Origin of the sequence: Paenibacillus baekrokdamisoli (assembly GCF_003945345.1) — a bacterium.
GTDB lineage: Bacteria > Bacillota > Bacilli > Paenibacillales > Paenibacillaceae > Paenibacillus_Z > Paenibacillus_Z baekrokdamisoli.
Map to the genome: position 1 here is coordinate 987627 of NZ_AP019308.1, position 15850 is coordinate 1003476.

Below are 15850 nucleotides of genomic sequence, written 5' to 3' on the forward strand. Positions count from 1 at the left end.
GACGATAAAGATGAAATTAGCCATTATCGGGGATCTGCATTACCCAGCCATACTGACAAACAACGAATCATCAATCGAGGAAGCTAGAGATGCTTATTTTGAGCACTTCATGGACATGTTTTTGTCCATCGATGCTGATTATCATATCTCAGTGGGAGACTTGACTCATGCAGGAGAATTTAGTGAATTCAATTATGTGCTTCATACAATCGAGAACAGTCATCTTCAACGTCGGTTCCTTCACGTGCTAGGCAATCACGATACGTACACCTACCCGAAAAAAGATATTCTTGCCTTAACTCGGCAGCAGCGATATGGAGTCATCGAGGAGCCGGATGCCATTATACTACTGCTGGATACTGCACGTGAAATCCGTGAGGATTGGAGCGGCATGATCGATGAGGAACAGCTGGCTTGGCTGGAATTGCAAATGAAGCGGGAAACGGATAAGCCGCTTTTCGTATTTGGCCATCACCCGCCGTATGGGACGACACTCCGATCAACCGAACCGATGATGTCGATTGACCCGATCTTGGACATTTGGCCGATACTCGAACAGTGGCGGGGAATCGGATTTTATTTCAACGGTCATAATCATATTCATTCCATCGTCAAGAAAGAGCAGTGGCATTTCATCCAAACAGCAGCAGTGCCGGATGTTCCCGCGGTTCGAATCGTTACCGTTAACGACGACGAAGTCAAGGTGGAAACCGTAAGTATGGGAACTGAAGCATTAACCGAATGGGCTTCAGCGTTTTCCGGCAGCATGTATGACTATGAGATGTACCCCAATGCAGAAGGTGATTCGAATGCAGTCAGACTAACCGTTAGCCGTCATACTGTAGAAAAGCGGGTGGAACAGCAATGAATCGTCAACCTGTGCGTTTAGCTATTGTTGGTGGAAACCGCGGTGCAGGCTTCGTGAATGCGCTATACTCCTTATCGGATCGGATTCAGCTTACCGCTACCTGCGATTTGAACGAGTTGGTGCTCAATCAATGGAAAGAGAGATTTCCAGAAATCCGAACGTACCGGGATTATCATGAAATGCTTAAGGATCCATCCATTGATGCGGTATTCATATTAAGTCCCATGCATCTGCATGCAAGGCAGTCCATCGATGCGTTAAATGCTGGGAAGCATGTACTAAGCGAAGTGATTGCTATCCAGTCACTAGAGGAAGCTTGGGAGCTTATTGAGACGGTAGAGCGAACAGGACTGAAATATATGATGTCCGAGAATTACTGCTTCTCGCGCTCCAATTTGGCTATTAAAAATATGGCTGATCAAGGGATGTTCGGTGAAATCACCTATTTGGAAGGCGGATATATTCACGATCTGCGCCATTTAATTCATCTTCCGGATGGTTCCCTCACTTGGCGGGGAAGATTGCATCAACAGTATAATGGCATGAATTATCCAACCCATTCCATAGGACCGGTTGCGCAATGGATCGATCTGAACAAGCCTAATGGAGACCGTCTGAAGAGCGTAACTGCTTTTGTTTCCAAATCGAGGTCCTTACAGTATTATTTCGGAGAACATTTCGGTAAAGATCATCCAGCAGCGCGAACAGGTTTCTGGAAGCAGGGTGATAGTGCGGTAGCGGTCATCCAAACAGAGAAGGGCGTGCTTATTGAACTACGGGTTGATTGGACTTCTGTAAGACCCCACAATAAAACACATTACTTGCTGCAAGGAACCGAGGGTGCGTATATTACCGGGCGCCACCCGCAAGAAGCCGATTTGATCTGGTTCAACAATCGTTCGCCCAAAAATGAAGAAGATGGATCGGATATGTGGGAACTCTTGGGAGGTTATCTGCCGCTGTTTGATCATCCGAGATGGAAGCAATGGGGGAAATACGCTTCTGGAACGAAGCATGGCGGCGGAGATTTTCTCGTACTGGAGGAATTCATCTCTGCCATTCAGGAAGATCGAACGCCTGCGGTGGATGTTTATGATGCAGTGACTTGGAGCTCCGTCTTTTCCTTGTCGATGGAATCGGTCGAAGCAGGCGGGAAAACGATATTATTCCCTGACTTCAAAGCGAAGGGTAAGGTGTGACGATGACTCAGACGTTATCCAAACTAGTCATGAAGAAAGAAGAGCTGTCTATATTACCTGCGTTTCATTGTCCGACGGGGTATCGGATTCGTCATTTTCAATCAGGAGATGAACGAAACTGGGAGGATCTCATTCGGCTGTCCTACACAAGAGAAGTGAAATTCGCTCAAAAAATAGGCAATCACACTCCATTTTATCCAGATCGAATTTTGTTCATTTGTAGAGGAGAACAGCCTGTTGCGACAGCGACAGCTTGGGATACGGGCAAAGAGGGAAGTATGAGCTGGTACTTGCATATGGTTGGTGTGCTTCCCGAATACTCGGGCAAAGGGTTAGGTTTCGCTGCTAGCCTTGCTGCTCTGCACAAGATGAAGGAAGAAGGCGGGGATGCAGCGTTTCTAGAAACCGATGATTTTCGACTGCCTGCTATCCGGATTTATTTGAAATTAGGATTTCAGCCGGTACACATGGATGAGAGTCATCCTGCAAGGTGGGAACGGATTCTTCAGGTAGTTCGGGGTTAGATAATTAGAATCTTTTCTCCTATAGAGTAAGTATCCCAATAGGATCCTTGTTGATATTGAAATAGAGGATCCTTGACCTCTTATTATGCTCGATAATAATGAAATTCCCTCATTCCTGACCAAGCTGCCGTGGAGGCAGCCTTATAAGGCATGAGGGGATTAGTTGAGCGAGTTAGATGGCGACGCAGGCTGCGAATTGCTCCCGGAACCAGGCTTCATCCAGATTCCGCCGTATGATAACAAATTCACTATGCGACGTTTCAGTGGTCTTCCAGGCACTGCGTTGTTAATGATATATCATCTTGATTTCCCCAATCCCCCGCTCCTTCAGTTGCTTCTGTATATCCTTGTTTGAATCAAGTTTTTCAATGGTTCCTGTTCTTAGAAAGATAAAGTTGTAGACTGAATTAAAATTGTAGTAACGTAAATAGAGGATGGTTAGTTCATTATATGAGCTAGTCTCCTCTATTTTTTGTTTAAAAGAAATATTAACTGGCTTTTAAGTTTTAACGAACTATTTCCCTTTTGCGAAAACAGAACCTGCCGGTGGTCTTTCGAAATAGCGATTGTTAGATATCAAGTTTACGGGTACTGATCCATTTCACCATTTCAGGATCGTTATGTGAAAAGAACAGGCTCTGTTTCGTATCTAACGTAGTAATCGACTCCATATCCTCTTGGCTTAATTCAAAATCAAAGATATTGAAGTTTTCGATAATTCTTTCTTTACGAACAGACTTTGGAATCACAACGACTTCTCTTTGTGTTAACCAACGTAAAACCACCTGAGCAACGGATTTATTATACTTTTCAGATATGGATACCAATACCTCATTCTGGAACAGGTTATTTTTTCCTTCAGCAAAAGGCGCCCAGGATTGGATCTGAACATTGTTCTCTTTCATGAATTTCGCACTATCGATTTGCTGGTTGAAAGGGTGCGTTTCAACCTGGTTTTCGGCAGGAACTACTTCATTATGAATAATCAAATCGATCAGACGATCCGCCTGGAAGTTACTAACGCCAATTGCACGGACCTTTCCTTCACGATACAATTCCTCCATAGCGCGCCAAGAGCCATGCACATCACCAAATGGCTGATGAATTAAATACAAATCCAAATAATCCAATTGCAATCTTTCCAGTGATTTTCCAAATGCTTTTTTAGTGCGCTCATAACCATCATCCTGAACCCAAAGTTTTGTAGTGATAAATAATTCCTCTCTTGCCACGCCACTCCGTTTGATCGCTCTGCCAACTGCTTCTTCATTTAGATAAGAGGCAGCTGTATCAATCAGCCGATAGCCTGCCATAATAGCGTCATAAACGCTTTGTTCACATTCATTTTGATCTGCAATCTGAAAAACACCAAAACCGAGTATAGGCATCTTAACACCATTGTTCAAAATAACTTTTTGCATATGAAATCCTCCTGTCAATTCTTATCGGTTATTTACCTGCTTACAGTACATGACATCTGTTCCAGTTGCATTAGATTTGTGAGGAGTGAGCATTATTGAGCATGACCTTATTATGCAGCAACAAATAAAAAAACGTTATCTCATTTGTCGCAAATGTTTGCCTAATCCTCTCACTCCCATTAACACATAGGAAGTGAATGGGTTATAATTGAACACAATAAAGCAACAAGGAGGGAGTCCATGTGGAGGAATTACTAAAACGGCAGGATGAGCTCATCAATTTGATTGAGCATCATTCTAATCAAGATGGGATTTTCAAGACCACGATCCCTTCTTTGTCCATTATTCGTCGTGCCAATGTGACTGAGCGAGCCTATGGAGTGTACAATCCTTCCTTTTGTTTCATCGCTCAAGGGATGAAACAGGTTTTTCTAGCTGAGGAACGCTTTGAATATGGCCCTTCCAATTACCTAGTTTCATCCATGAACCTGCCAGTGATTGGACAGGTCATAGAAGCTTCATCCGACGCACCATATTTGAGTTTGAAACTAGAATTTACCCAGAATGAAATTTTAGAGGTTTTGCTAGACTCAAAAATTCATATCAATCCGAAGGAAAATGCTTCACGAGCTATGTTTGTCGGCCAGATCGATTTATCGATATTGGATCCAGTACTCCGATTAGCTCAATTGCTTAATCACCCGCAAGATATATCGTTTCTTGCTCCATTTCACAAAAGAGAAATTATTTACAGGCTACTTCAGGGGCATTTTGGTGTTGCCTTAGCGCAAATTGCGATGGAAGGAAGCAGCACCAACCGAATTAGGGATGCAATCGATCACATTACCCTTCACTATGATCAACCTTTTCGGATTGAAGAGCTTGCTGAGATTGCCAGTATGAGTATTTCTTCATTTCATAGGCACTTTAAAGAAATCACCGCTATGAGCCCTCTTCAATTCCAAAAACAGCTTCGTTTACAAGAAGCTCGGCGCTTATTGTTAACGGAGTCTGCGGATGCTTCTGAGGTGGCATTTCGGGTAGGTTATGAAAGTCCATCTCAGTTTAGTCGTGAATATTCCCGTATGTTCGGTTCTCCTCCCAAGGCAGACATAAAGCGTCTGAAGGAAACATATGACCAAACACAGGAAATAACTGAACATATTATTGCTGGATCCAATGTATGAGAGGTATTCTGACAACTACTTTAATCAGCCAAGTAGGTGGAAACCCGTGCTCAGTAACATGGCTGATGCAGCGCGTAACAGGAACGTTATTGGCAAGAAGCGCAGTTCGACGCTGTTGAAAAGTACCAAACCTGGTGCCAAGAACATCACTATGATCCAACAACGACGGCCTTGCGTTGGGTTACACAGCAACCGGGAATCACTTCCGCCATCATTGTTGCGAGTCGTCCGGAGCAATTGGACGCGAATCTGCGTGCTGCTGACATGGATAAATTAACGGAACAGGAGCTAGCTTTCATGGACGGTGCTATGTTAGTGATGATAGTCAAAAACCCCATTAACCCAGCTATTTAACCAATGACAAAGTCAAAGGATGGGGCGTACCATCAAGTCCAACATATTGATCATACGCATCAAAAATCTGGCGGGCGATAGGTGCAGCGCCATAGGCTCCGAACCCACCGTCCGGAACGACGACTGCAACAGCTAGAGTTGGATTCTCAGCAGGCGCAAATGCAATGAAAACGGCATTTTCTACTTTTTTGCGGTCTCCCACATCCTGCTCGGAAGTTCCTGTCTTGCGAAGAAAGTTATATTTGAAGCCTTCAAACCCTTGAACAGAAACTTTAGCCATACCTTGGTAAATTTCATTCCAATAGGAATCGGGGAACGTAACCGTATTCAGGATTTTGGGTGTAAAGGTTTGAACCGTATTCCCATGGGCATCGACGATTTTATTAACAAACTGAGGCTGCAGACGCTTGCCACGATTAGCAAGCATAGCGGCATACTGGGCTAATTGAAGAGGCGTGTACCTGGCCTGCTGTCCGAAAGAGGCACGAACAAGTGCAGATTGCGCACTGCCTGTTTGGGTTTCGTGGTAATAGTCGATGACCCCTTTATTTTCTCCTGGAAGTCCACTTTCGGTTAACACCCCGAGGCCAAACTGTTTCATGTAATTGTCCCAGACGTCGACACCTATATTACCCTTATACTTCTTATAGAGCTTGTTGCCGACTTCTTCAGACATGAAGGTATTCGAAGAATGGGCAATCGCTCCGGATGGATCAATTTTGCCATAGGCATGATTAGATGAATTATGAATAGAGACCTCCGATCCCTTGGCGCCAAAGGAAAACACACCAGTGTCATTATAAATGTATGACGTCGTGAATAAAGCTTCATTCAAACCGATTAATACTGACAGTGGTTTCTGGGTGGAACCAAGCGGGACGAGGGACGATGGATGCCGGTCTCGTTGTTTCTTATCCTTATAGGGCGGATAGACTTGACGTATCGTTCCATTCAGATGGTAATATTGAATATCTTCGAGAGCCTTAGTCGTTATCGTACCACCTGACCAGACATTCGGATCATAATCAGGCATGCTGGCCATCGCTACAACTTTACCTGTTTTCACTTCCATTGCGACCGCATAACCCGTTGTGGCATCGTTCCCGTCATTAAGCGGTTTGGAGGCAGCATGCTTCATGGTTGAGAGATGGTTCATAATGGCTTGCTGTGTCTTCAGCTGAACATTCTTATTCAAGGTGAGAATCAAATCGTTTCCCTTGATGGGCGGGGTTATGGTTGCTGCACCAACTATATTGTTCCGAGCATTGATCGGATAGGATTTGATTCCATTCTCGCCACGCAGAATATCCTGATACATATATTCTAGTCCGTCAAAACCAACATCCTCGTCATCAGAATACTGAAGCTTTGGATTTTGCTCAGTTTGCTTGGTTTGATATTTGTCCAAGCTATCACGAGCGCCCTTGTATTTCTTGAGATAGCCTACGAGCTGCACAGCAACATCGGACTTCTCATAATGCCGTATACTCTCCTCAAAAATATCGAATCCGACTAAAGTTTCGCGCTGCTCTGAGAAGATGGCAATTTCTTGATTGGTCAGTCCTGCTTTGATCCGGCGAGGCACAGAGTAGCTATTTTGCTTATGCTCCAAATCAATCCGTTTCTTGATTTCCTCTATCGTCAATGCTTGCTGGGGATCACCGTATTTTTTGAAAATAAGGTCTAACTGATTGGCCAGCTTATCGGCATCTTCTTCTTTAAAGCCCGATTGAATTGTTAAGTATAAGGACTGTGTTGATGTAGAATAAGCAATTTGGGAGCCTGTTGAGTCAAGAATGTTACCGCGAATAGGGGGGATTTTCACAGGTTTCTGGCTCAACCGATCCGATTCAATCTGCAGCTGTGGGGAGTGAACGAATTGTAATAGAGCGAGACGTACAATAAGAATGCTGAACAGAATAAAGGTGAAGACAAAGAAGATATTTAATCGCAGCAAAAAAGATCGTCTGTAACTCATTTGATTTTTATTCTGTTCATCAACTCCGGCCATCCGTAACGCTCCCTTTTGTATAGAGTTGGGACTGAGAAGCCCTGTAAGATTCATTATATTCTATTCTATTTTTTGTAACAAATATATACTAAAAAGGTAGAAAATCTCTACTGATGGACTCGCCCTAATCGGTCTTGTTAGTAAATAAACAAAGCCTAGTCTCCAGGGGAGCCAGGCTTCGTTTAAAATATAAGAAAGTATAAGTTTCCTCTATACTTTGCTTATATTTCAGAGGGAAGAAACTTGCTTCGCCGCCAAGGATGGCGTAAGCCGTTTCTTCTTGTGGATTGGCTTATTCTTGCTCCTCAGCTATATGGGCTTCGGAATGCTGTTCTTCGAATACTTCAGCTGCTTCTTCAGCAGAAAACTCTGTATCCCCTTCACCTGGGATAGGCATCTTGTTAAACTCACTTGTCTGAACTTCGGCTTTGGAGATTTGATTATTTTGCTTGCTCATGTTGACACCTCCTCCATTAACAATATCAGCTAAGCTCACCTCAATAGGAACTTACACATAGCGATGGAAGCTTTTTCTTCCCGTCCACTATTATTCCATGCGAGTGGACTCATTATGCTTAGTACTTGAAACATAGTCATCAATCTAAGGGAGGTAGCGAAGGGGGTCGTTATTATCAGCTTCCACTTCATCGTAGATCTTGATATTCAGAACAAGGCCAATGGAAACGATATTAATCAACAAAGATGTACCGCCGAAGCTGATAAAGGGAAGGGTTATTCCGGTAATGGGCATGAGGCCGATGAGCATCCCGATATTCTCAAAGATTTGGAATAAGAACATGGCTGTAATGCCAGCGATGATGTAGGTCCCTTTTTTGGATGCCAGATTCAGTGCGATTAGAATCATTCGGTAGATGAGGAAAAAGTAAAGCAGCAGTAAAGCTGCACTGCCAAGGAATCCGAATTCTTCACCAATGACAACAAAAATGGAATCGGAATACGTGTAAGGCACACGTCCATTGTGAATGGAGCTGCCTTTGAGATAACCGTCTCCCGTCAATGATCCTGAACCAATCGCTTCAATTGCCCGCTTCGTATGATAAGTGGCCTTCTCAGAAGCCAGATCTGGCAGTAGGACGGCATCAATACGATCCAGCCAGTAATCTTTATGAATAGACACCATATATTTGGTTACTTCCTCATGGTACTTAATGTAGCTATATAAAGAGGTGCCGCTAAGAACAACAACGATCAATAAGGCAATTAAGGCATGCTTGAAACGAATATGACCGAACCAACAGACCACCACAAAGATAACCAAGTAACCAATTGAATTACCCAAATCCGGCTGCATCAGGACCAACAGGAACGGAACAAAGGTGATGATGCCCATTGGCAGGATTTCTTTGAAGAAGCTCAAGGAATCTACATTTCTCTTGGTGAGGAAATAAGCCAGAAAAAGGATTAACAGAAGCTTGCATAGCTCAGCCGGCTGGAATCTAAGCCCTCCTGGCAAGGTGAGCCAGCCCTGAGCATTATTGATTGTATCTCCTTTGAAGAATAAAATAACTAACAGGCCTATACCGATTAGATAAAAGAAGGGTGATAGCTTCAACAAAATTCTATAGTCAAAAAACATCATGGCGAACAAAACGATGAAGCCTAAACCGTAAAAGTACATCATTTTAATGTGGGAACCAGCAAAACCTGGATTGGGATTATTCAATGTGGCGCTATAGATACAAAATATACTAATCGTCATGAAGACAAGCAGTAGGAGCAGGATCATCCCGTCCAGCTTGTTCATAATCTTCTTGAGAAGGAATCCCATCCTTTACACCATCCGGTCACAGAATGTATCGTCTATATTATAGAATACAATTTCAAATTTAACAAAAGTTACCTCATTTAGACGACGAATGTGAAGGAATAGTTTTGATGAGGAATGTTTTATAATGAGGCAACAAACGAGAAAGCCAATTTGTTAGATGTGATTAAATTATCTCATAACACCTCCATTTGATGACTGGGTTATGGGACTATTACATTAGGATTTGCCAATAGGTAGTTGTTTTGCGATAATGCGCTTATACATAAAGAGGATAAGGATGTGTCTGATTTGAGTAATAAGAAGATTCTAGCTTTCATTGGTTCCTATGCAGATTCCAAAGATCCAGGACTATACGTCTGTCATTATGATGTAAATAACGGAGGCCTCGATAAGCTTGATCAAGCTGCTGGACTGCAAAATCCAACCTTTCTAGCTGTGAATGAAGCCACCTCCAAGCTATATGCAATTACAGAGGGGATGGATTCGAATAACCAACGCTGCGGGGCAGTTGCCGCCTATGATATTGATCGAAATAGCGGCAAGTTAACCTTATTGAATAAAGAGAATACCGTACCTGCACCTACTTGTCATATTACGTTGGATCATTCCGGACAATGCGCAATTGTGTCTAGCTATCATGGCGGTATGATTGGTCTGTCTCCGCTGCTGAATGATGGAACAATTGGCAGAACGTCAGATATTCATTATCACAAGAGCATGATTGCTATAGAAGGTACAGACGCGCAGCGTCAAGCACGTGCACATTCCGTATTCATTGATCGTTTGAATCGCTATGCGGTTGCTTGTGATTTGGGCTTGGACCGCCTCTTTATCTATAAGCTTGAAGCGGAGGAGCATCGCTTAACGCTGCATAAGGAGGTTCCCGTAGCGGCTGGATCAGGTCCTAGGCATTTTGCGTTCCATCCTTCTTTGCCGTATGGTTACGTGATTAGCGAATTGAATGCCACTATCATTGCTTATTCTTATGATGGGGAGCAAGGAGAGCTAGCTGAAATTCAGACAGTATCGACACTTCCTGATGATTATCAAGGTGAGAATGGCTGCGCGGATATCCACATTTCTCCAGACGGGAAATTTCTATATGGATCAAATCGAGGACATGACAGTATTGTGGTCTACGCGATTGATCAGTTAACGGGCAAGCTGACTGTAGTCGAGTATGCTTCAACTCTTGGCGGGCATCCACGTAATTTCGCGATTTCACCGGATGGGCAGTTCTTATTAGTGGCTAATCGAGATTCTAACAACATCGTAACGTTCGCTAGAGATGAGAAGTCGGGTAAGCTGACTCCGACGGGAAGTGTGCTCACCGTATCCAAACCTGTGTGCATTAAGTTCGCTGCAATTGGGTAATTCAATCTAGGATCGACAAATAGAAAAGAGCAGGATGCGCTTCAAGGAAGGCATCTGCTCTTTTTTTGATTTTCAATACTTTACATCATAAAAATGAAAAAGACCGCTGCAAGCACAAAGCGATAAATTGCGAACCACTCCAGTTTAAGCCGTTGGATATTTCACGACTGGCCATTTCTCCTTGCGCAGTGCGTCAAGCAACTCAGGTCCGACATGCAAATTGTCCCGAACTAGATCGCGAGGGGTAAGTGCCATCCATTGATTTAACGATATATCGACGAATCGGTCGCTCTTGAACATCTCCAAAAACCATAACGTTTGGTTCCCAGTATTCTGAATATAATGCCCATTTGCAAAAGGTACATAACCGACATCACCAGCTCTATAATCAAATGTGCGGGCGGTGCCGTTTCCAGCAAATACCGTCATTCGTCCCTGTCCGGTAAGGTAGTACTGCCACTCATCGTTATTCGGATGCCAATGAAGCTCTCTCATTGCGCCGGGTTCGAGCTCAACAAGCGCCGCCGCGATGGTTTTAGAAATAGGGAAGTTGGAAGAATCCACAATTCGCACGCTTCCTCCAGGCGTTTTAATTGGTGTTTGAGCAAACAATTGATGCTTGAAACTTTGCGGAATTGTTCCATAAGGGGACTGGACGGTCTGACTTTCCAGTGAACCGGGAATGTTGTCTTGGAAGATATAGACTTGCTCTGAGGGAATATGACTAAAAGCACTCTCAGGTACGCCGAAATTGGCTGATAGGACATCTTTTGGAGTATGCGCAAACCAATCAGAAATGGATAAAGTATTCAGGTCCGAGAAATTACCGTCATCAAAGACGAGCAGAAATTCGCACCCTTCTTCCAGTCCTTGAATGGAATGCGGCAGTCCTGCGGGAAAGTACCAGAGATCACCCGGGCCGACGTCTGCGATGAAATTTCTTCCTTCCTGGTCAACCGAGGTAATGCGCGCCCGTCCTAGCAGCATATAAGCCCATTCTGCTTGCTGATGCCAGTGGAGTTCACGCACACCACCCGGCGTCAAGCGCATATTAACGCCAGCAAGCGTAGTCGCAATCGGTAGTTCCCTTGCGGTGACCTCCCGTGACCATCCCCCGTGATTTAATTGCATATGTGCATCCGAGAATGAAAATTTTAAGTTAGGGATCAAGCCGGCATCCGTAACCGGTGGAACTAGCATATCGGGGTTCTCAATATCTCGCATGACGTCCCGAGGACCGAAATCCGTCGCTCCGGCGCCATCACTCCTTATGGGCTGGGGTACATTTACGCTCGCAGCTTGAGCCATCGGTCGGTTATCCATGAGACAAACTCCTCTCAATTGGATTGCTTCAAGGAAAATTCTGCATCCTCATTCAAGTAATTTATGACATAAGTCCCGTTCGTATGACCGTGTTTGAATTCAAAGCCTTGCCTCACAATCGGGTAACCGATCGTGCGATAACGGACTTCGCATAATCCGATGGGGACATTCCGGTCGATTTCTTGAAATCTCTAGAGAAATAGTGAATACTTCCGTAGCCCAGAAGGGAAGCGACCTCGGTAAAATTATACTGCTGCTCTCTGATGAGTATCTTGGCTTGCTCGATCTTCAATGTCTTGAAGTGCTCCAGCACGCCGGTCCCCAGCTGTGATTGGAATAAAGCCTTTAAACGCGTCTTACCCAGATGAAAGGCGCTGCATAGATCATCAAGACTTAAGGAACCAGATACATGTGCATTCATATAATCAAGGATTTGTTGAACATTCTTTTGTTCAGCGGCTTCCTTATGTAAGGAGGATAGCTTGCTTGCTTCTTTACTAGTCATAAGCTCTTGGCCGCTTCTAATAAGCGTAATAAACAAGATCTCCAAATAGGATTGGATGAGCTGCTCACTGGCAAAAGGAGCAGCTTGATTCCTCTTCAGTGCGTGAATAGATGGGCTGTCAAAGGGCGGTTGGAACGCCCGAAAGCCCTCTTGTACAATCATCGAGAGGAGGTTTCTCTCCCGATCTCCTAAACGGAATACTTGGTCCTCGAATTTAGCCATCGCACTGGACTGACATTCGAAGGAAATAACGATGAGATTAGGCGGCTTATGCTGCTGCTTGACACAGACCGTGTGAAATTCATCTGGTTTATGAAAGATAATATCGCCCTGCTTCAATGTATGTGTTGTATCGTCAGCTTGAACTTCAACCTCACCTTTATCTACATACAGAAGCTCCCAGAAATCATGCTGCTCCCCTTCGAAAATAAACCCGCGAGCGTATTCGAAATAATGAAAAGAGATCAGCTTCGTAATGGAGAAATACTGCTGAAGGAGTGTTCTCTTAAATTTCATTTCTACTCATCCTTCCATTGAAGCTAGCTGTTATTAGTTTAACATATTATCTTGGCTGTTCCGTGCAAATAATCCGGCTTTTTGGATAAAGGCTAATCGATGAAACCGTTCTATAATTAGCGTAGAACGGAGGATGAGAAGAATGAAAAAAGGAATTAATATTTGGTCGTTTCCAAGTGATAGCACAGTATATGAAAGTATAGGGTTAGCCAAGAAAGCGGGCTTTGAAGGTATTGAGCTCTCGCTCAACGAGACAGGTGAGCTTGGCCTAGAATGCACGGAGAAAGAGCTTTTAACCTATAAAGCACAGGCTGAAGATGCGGGTATCGCACTTACAAGCTTAGCAAGCGGTTTATATTGGAGCTATTCCCTAACTAGCAATCAAGTGAGTACTCGCAACAAAGCGAAGGATATTGTCAAGAAGCAGCTAGAGAGCGCGGCTATTCTAGGTGTAGATACCATACTGGTTGTACCTGGAGCGGTGGGTGTTGATTTCATCCCGGATTGTGAGGTTGTACCCTATGATCAAGCCTATGATTATGCGCTTGAAGCTTTTCGCGAGCTAGCAGAGGTAGCGGAGTCGCTGAAAGTATCGATCGGTCTTGAGAATGTATGGAATAAATTTCTGCTGTCACCGCTGGAAATGCGTGATTTTATCGATAAAGTGAATTCGCCTTACGTCGGTTCTTACTTTGATGTAGGTAATGTGTTGTTCTCCGGTTATCCAGAGCATTGGATTAAGATATTGAACAAACGGATTAAGAAAGTACATTTCAAGGATTACCGCCGAGAAGCGGGAGGCTTGTATGGTTTCGTTGATCTTCTCGCAGGTGATGTGAATTATCCGGAAGTTGTGAAGGCGCTTAACGAAATCGGATACGATGACTATGTCATTGCTGAGATGATTCCTCCGTATACCCATCATACTAAACAAATTATCTACAATACATCTGGATCTATGGATGCTATCCTAGGGAGGAACTAAGACAATGTTGAGAATTGCGCTTATTGGTTTAGGTTTTATGGGGAGAACGCATCTTGAAATCTACACTCGTCTTGAAGCAGAGGGTGTTCCTATCCAGGTTGTCGCGATCTGTGATCTGGATGTCGAAAAGCTTGAAGGACGTTCGATCAGTGGTAATATTGATACGGTTTCGAATGGACTTGATTTCACCCGTTACCATAAGTATACGAGCGTAGCCGAGCTCCTCGAGAAGGAACAGCTGGATGCGGTAGATATCGCACTTCCTACCTTTCTGCATAAGGAGATTTCGATTCAATGTTTGAATCATGGTTTGCATGTCTTGTGTGAGAAGCCGATGGCTATGAATACTGAGGAATGTAAGGAAATGATTCAGGCTGCGGAGGAAAAGGGCAAGCAATTGATGATTGGTCAATGTCTGCGGTTCTGGCCAGCCTACGAGTATCTAAAGGGCTTGGTTGATAATAATACGTATGGTAAAGTAAGTAATGGATATTTCTACCGAGGCAGCAGCACGCCTAACTGGGGAGAGTGGCTTCTGCAGAAAGACAAGAGCGGTGGCGCTCTGCTGGATATGCATGTACATGATATTGATGTGATTAATTGGCTGTTCGGTAAGCCGGAAGCTGTATCCTGCCTTGCGCGTAATGTTATTGCAGGCAGTGGATATGATTTGGTCTCGACTAATTATCGCTATGAAGATGGCAAGGTGCTGAACGCTCAAGTGGATTGGACGCTTCAAGGTGACTATGGCTTTGATATGCAGTATCGTGTGAATTTCGAGCTTGGCAATGCTGTCTTCCAAGGCGGACAGTTAAAGGTGAATCCGAATGAAGGAGCAGGCTTCACACCTGAGCTTTCTGAGGATATGGGTTATTATTTTGAATTGAAGTATTTTGTTGAGGCATTAATTAATGAACAGCCGACAACAAGAGCGCAACCTGCAAGCACGATGGAAAGCATCCAAATCGTTGAAGCAGAGATTGAATCTGCTGATCAACAAGGTGCTTGGGTACAAGTGAAATAACATGACTATCGTAGTCGATTCCTCCCTCGCTAGAGGGGGGATTTCTCATTGTTGAAATAGTCGTACGTTAACAATATTAGCAGCCGGAGGTAAAGAGAGATGAAAGAGATGACTTACATATGTCAATTTATTGACCTCGTTCAACAGGAAATCCCTTGGCATCAGATTCAAGAGGTTACCCTTCGTGATGTCAGTACGGGTTCCATACCAAGACTTTCAACGAAGGCAAAAGTTTGCTGGACTTCCGAAGATTTATATGTCCGATTCGAGTGTGAAGATGATCATGTGGTAGCGACGATGGATCATCATGATGATCCGATCTATTTAGAAGATGTCGTTGAAATATTTGTCGACGTAGTGGGAACAGGCAGAGAGTATTACGAGTTTCAATTGAGTCCGCGCAACGTTGTTTTTGACGCTTATATTCATAATAATCTGGATGGCTTCAAAACCGTTGACACCTCTTGGCATGCGGAAGACATGCAAACTTCAGTTACAGTGGATAATGATGAGACATTACGTATCTACGAATGGCGTATTCCGCTTCATAATTTCAAACAAACACCAGAGGATGGAACAGCTTGGCGCTGCAATTTATACCGAATTGATGATGACAAAGAGGGTATACGTCACTACTCAGCCTGGAGTCCTACGGGAAAAGTCGATTATCATATTCCACAGCGCTTTGGAACCTTCCTATTTAGGAAATAGCAGTGCGTTTGTAGGAAATAACGCGTAAATGGTGGCATGAAGAGGAGTGTGCTTAATCA

Annotated in this window: 14 protein-coding genes and 2 pseudogenes; 9 read left to right on the forward strand and 7 right to left on the reverse strand. The window is 43.9% G+C overall.

Going from position 1 to position 15850, the window contains the following annotated elements; all coding sequences use genetic code 11:
* Positions 1-10 precede the first annotated feature (10 nt).
* Genes EKN16_RS04180 through EKN16_RS04190 form a run of 3 tightly spaced genes read left to right on the forward strand, consistent with a single transcriptional unit; the run spans position 11 to position 2591 of the window.
* A complete protein-coding gene (locus EKN16_RS04180; RefSeq protein ID WP_125653900.1) occupies positions 11-868 on the forward strand; it encodes a metallophosphoesterase family protein in 858 nt (285 codons plus the stop codon).
* On the forward strand, positions 865-2067 hold the full coding sequence (locus EKN16_RS04185) for a Gfo/Idh/MocA family protein (RefSeq protein WP_125653902.1): 1203 nt from the start codon (positions 865-867) through the stop codon (positions 2065-2067). Before EKN16_RS04180 ends, EKN16_RS04185 begins: the two co-directional genes overlap by 4 nt.
* Positions 2068-2069: 2 nt before the next feature.
* Positions 2070-2591, forward strand: coding sequence for a GNAT family N-acetyltransferase (locus EKN16_RS04190; protein WP_125653904.1), 522 nt, complete (start codon positions 2070-2072; stop codon positions 2589-2591).
* 172 nt (positions 2592-2763) lie between these two features.
* On the opposite strand, the pseudogene EKN16_RS04195 reads toward EKN16_RS04190, so the two are convergent.
* Both EKN16_RS04195 and EKN16_RS04200 read right to left on the reverse strand, forming a co-directional pair.
* Positions 2764-2859, reverse strand: a pseudogene (locus tag EKN16_RS04195) (hypothetical protein); the annotation flags it as partial.
* A 301-nt stretch (positions 2860-3160) separates the two neighbouring features.
* The gene (locus tag EKN16_RS04200) at positions 3161-4012 is read right to left on the reverse strand and encodes an aldo/keto reductase (protein ID WP_125653906.1); all 852 of its coding nucleotides are present in this window, start codon (positions 4010-4012) and stop codon (positions 3161-3163) included.
* Positions 4013-4293: 281 nt separating this feature from the next.
* Here EKN16_RS04200 and EKN16_RS04205 point away from each other — a divergent pair, with 281 nt between their 5' ends.
* A complete protein-coding gene (locus EKN16_RS04205; RefSeq protein WP_221226541.1) occupies positions 4294-5199 on the forward strand; it encodes an AraC family transcriptional regulator in 906 nt (301 codons plus the stop codon).
* Between the two features lie 111 nt (positions 5200-5310).
* A pseudogene (locus tag EKN16_RS04210) lies at positions 5311-5553 on the forward strand (aldo/keto reductase); the annotation flags it as partial.
* Here EKN16_RS04210 and EKN16_RS04215 read toward each other — a convergent pair.
* The 3 genes from EKN16_RS04215 to EKN16_RS04220 all read right to left on the reverse strand — a co-directional run bounded on the left by EKN16_RS04215 (position 5546) and on the right by EKN16_RS04220 (position 9329).
* Positions 5546-7564: a peptidoglycan D,D-transpeptidase FtsI family protein gene (locus EKN16_RS04215; RefSeq protein WP_125653910.1), complete on the reverse strand. Its 2019-nt coding sequence runs from the start codon at positions 7562-7564 to the stop codon at positions 5546-5548. The pseudogene EKN16_RS04210 and the gene EKN16_RS04215 overlap by 8 nt on opposite strands.
* Positions 7565-7856: 292 nt before the next feature.
* Entirely contained in the window at positions 7857-8021 is a 165-nt protein-coding gene (locus tag EKN16_RS32075) for a hypothetical protein (RefSeq protein ID WP_164522673.1), read from the reverse strand.
* Positions 8022-8165: 144 nt separating this feature from the next.
* Positions 8166-9329, reverse strand: coding sequence for an FtsW/RodA/SpoVE family cell cycle protein (locus EKN16_RS04220; protein ID WP_232016212.1), 1164 nt, complete (start codon positions 9327-9329; stop codon positions 8166-8168).
* A gap of 303 nt (positions 9330-9632) precedes the next feature.
* Between EKN16_RS04220 and EKN16_RS04225 the strand changes: the two genes are divergently transcribed.
* Positions 9633-10727 carry a lactonase family protein gene (locus EKN16_RS04225; RefSeq protein ID WP_125653914.1) on the forward strand — a complete coding sequence of 365 codons (1095 nt, stop codon included), beginning with the start codon at positions 9633-9635 and terminating at the stop codon, positions 10725-10727.
* A gap of 144 nt (positions 10728-10871) precedes the next feature.
* On the opposite strand, the gene EKN16_RS04230 is transcribed toward EKN16_RS04225, so the two are convergent.
* Both EKN16_RS04230 and EKN16_RS04235 read right to left on the reverse strand, forming a co-directional pair.
* Positions 10872-12050 (reverse strand): oxalate decarboxylase family bicupin, encoded by a 1179-nt coding sequence (locus EKN16_RS04230; protein ID WP_125653916.1) that lies wholly within the window; start codon positions 12048-12050, stop codon positions 10872-10874.
* 112 nt (positions 12051-12162) lie between these two features.
* Positions 12163-13071, reverse strand: coding sequence for an AraC family transcriptional regulator (locus tag EKN16_RS04235; RefSeq protein WP_125653918.1), 909 nt, complete (start codon positions 13069-13071; stop codon positions 12163-12165).
* 142 nt (positions 13072-13213) lie between these two features.
* Here EKN16_RS04235 and EKN16_RS04240 point away from each other — a divergent pair, with 142 nt between their 5' ends.
* The 3 genes from EKN16_RS04240 (at position 13214) to EKN16_RS04250 (ending at position 15791) form a co-directional block, all read left to right on the forward strand.
* Positions 13214-14056 carry a sugar phosphate isomerase/epimerase family protein gene (locus EKN16_RS04240; RefSeq protein WP_125653920.1) on the forward strand — a complete coding sequence of 281 codons (843 nt, stop codon included), beginning with the start codon at positions 13214-13216 and terminating at the stop codon, positions 14054-14056.
* A 4-nt stretch (positions 14057-14060) separates the two neighbouring features.
* Complete coding sequence (locus EKN16_RS04245) at positions 14061-15080, forward strand: Gfo/Idh/MocA family protein (RefSeq protein ID WP_125653922.1); 1020 nt, start codon at positions 14061-14063, stop codon at positions 15078-15080.
* A 99-nt stretch (positions 15081-15179) separates the two neighbouring features.
* Entirely contained in the window at positions 15180-15791 is a 612-nt protein-coding gene (locus EKN16_RS04250; RefSeq protein ID WP_125653924.1) for a carbohydrate-binding family 9-like protein, read from the forward strand.
* The last annotated feature ends 59 nt before the right edge of the window (positions 15792-15850 follow it).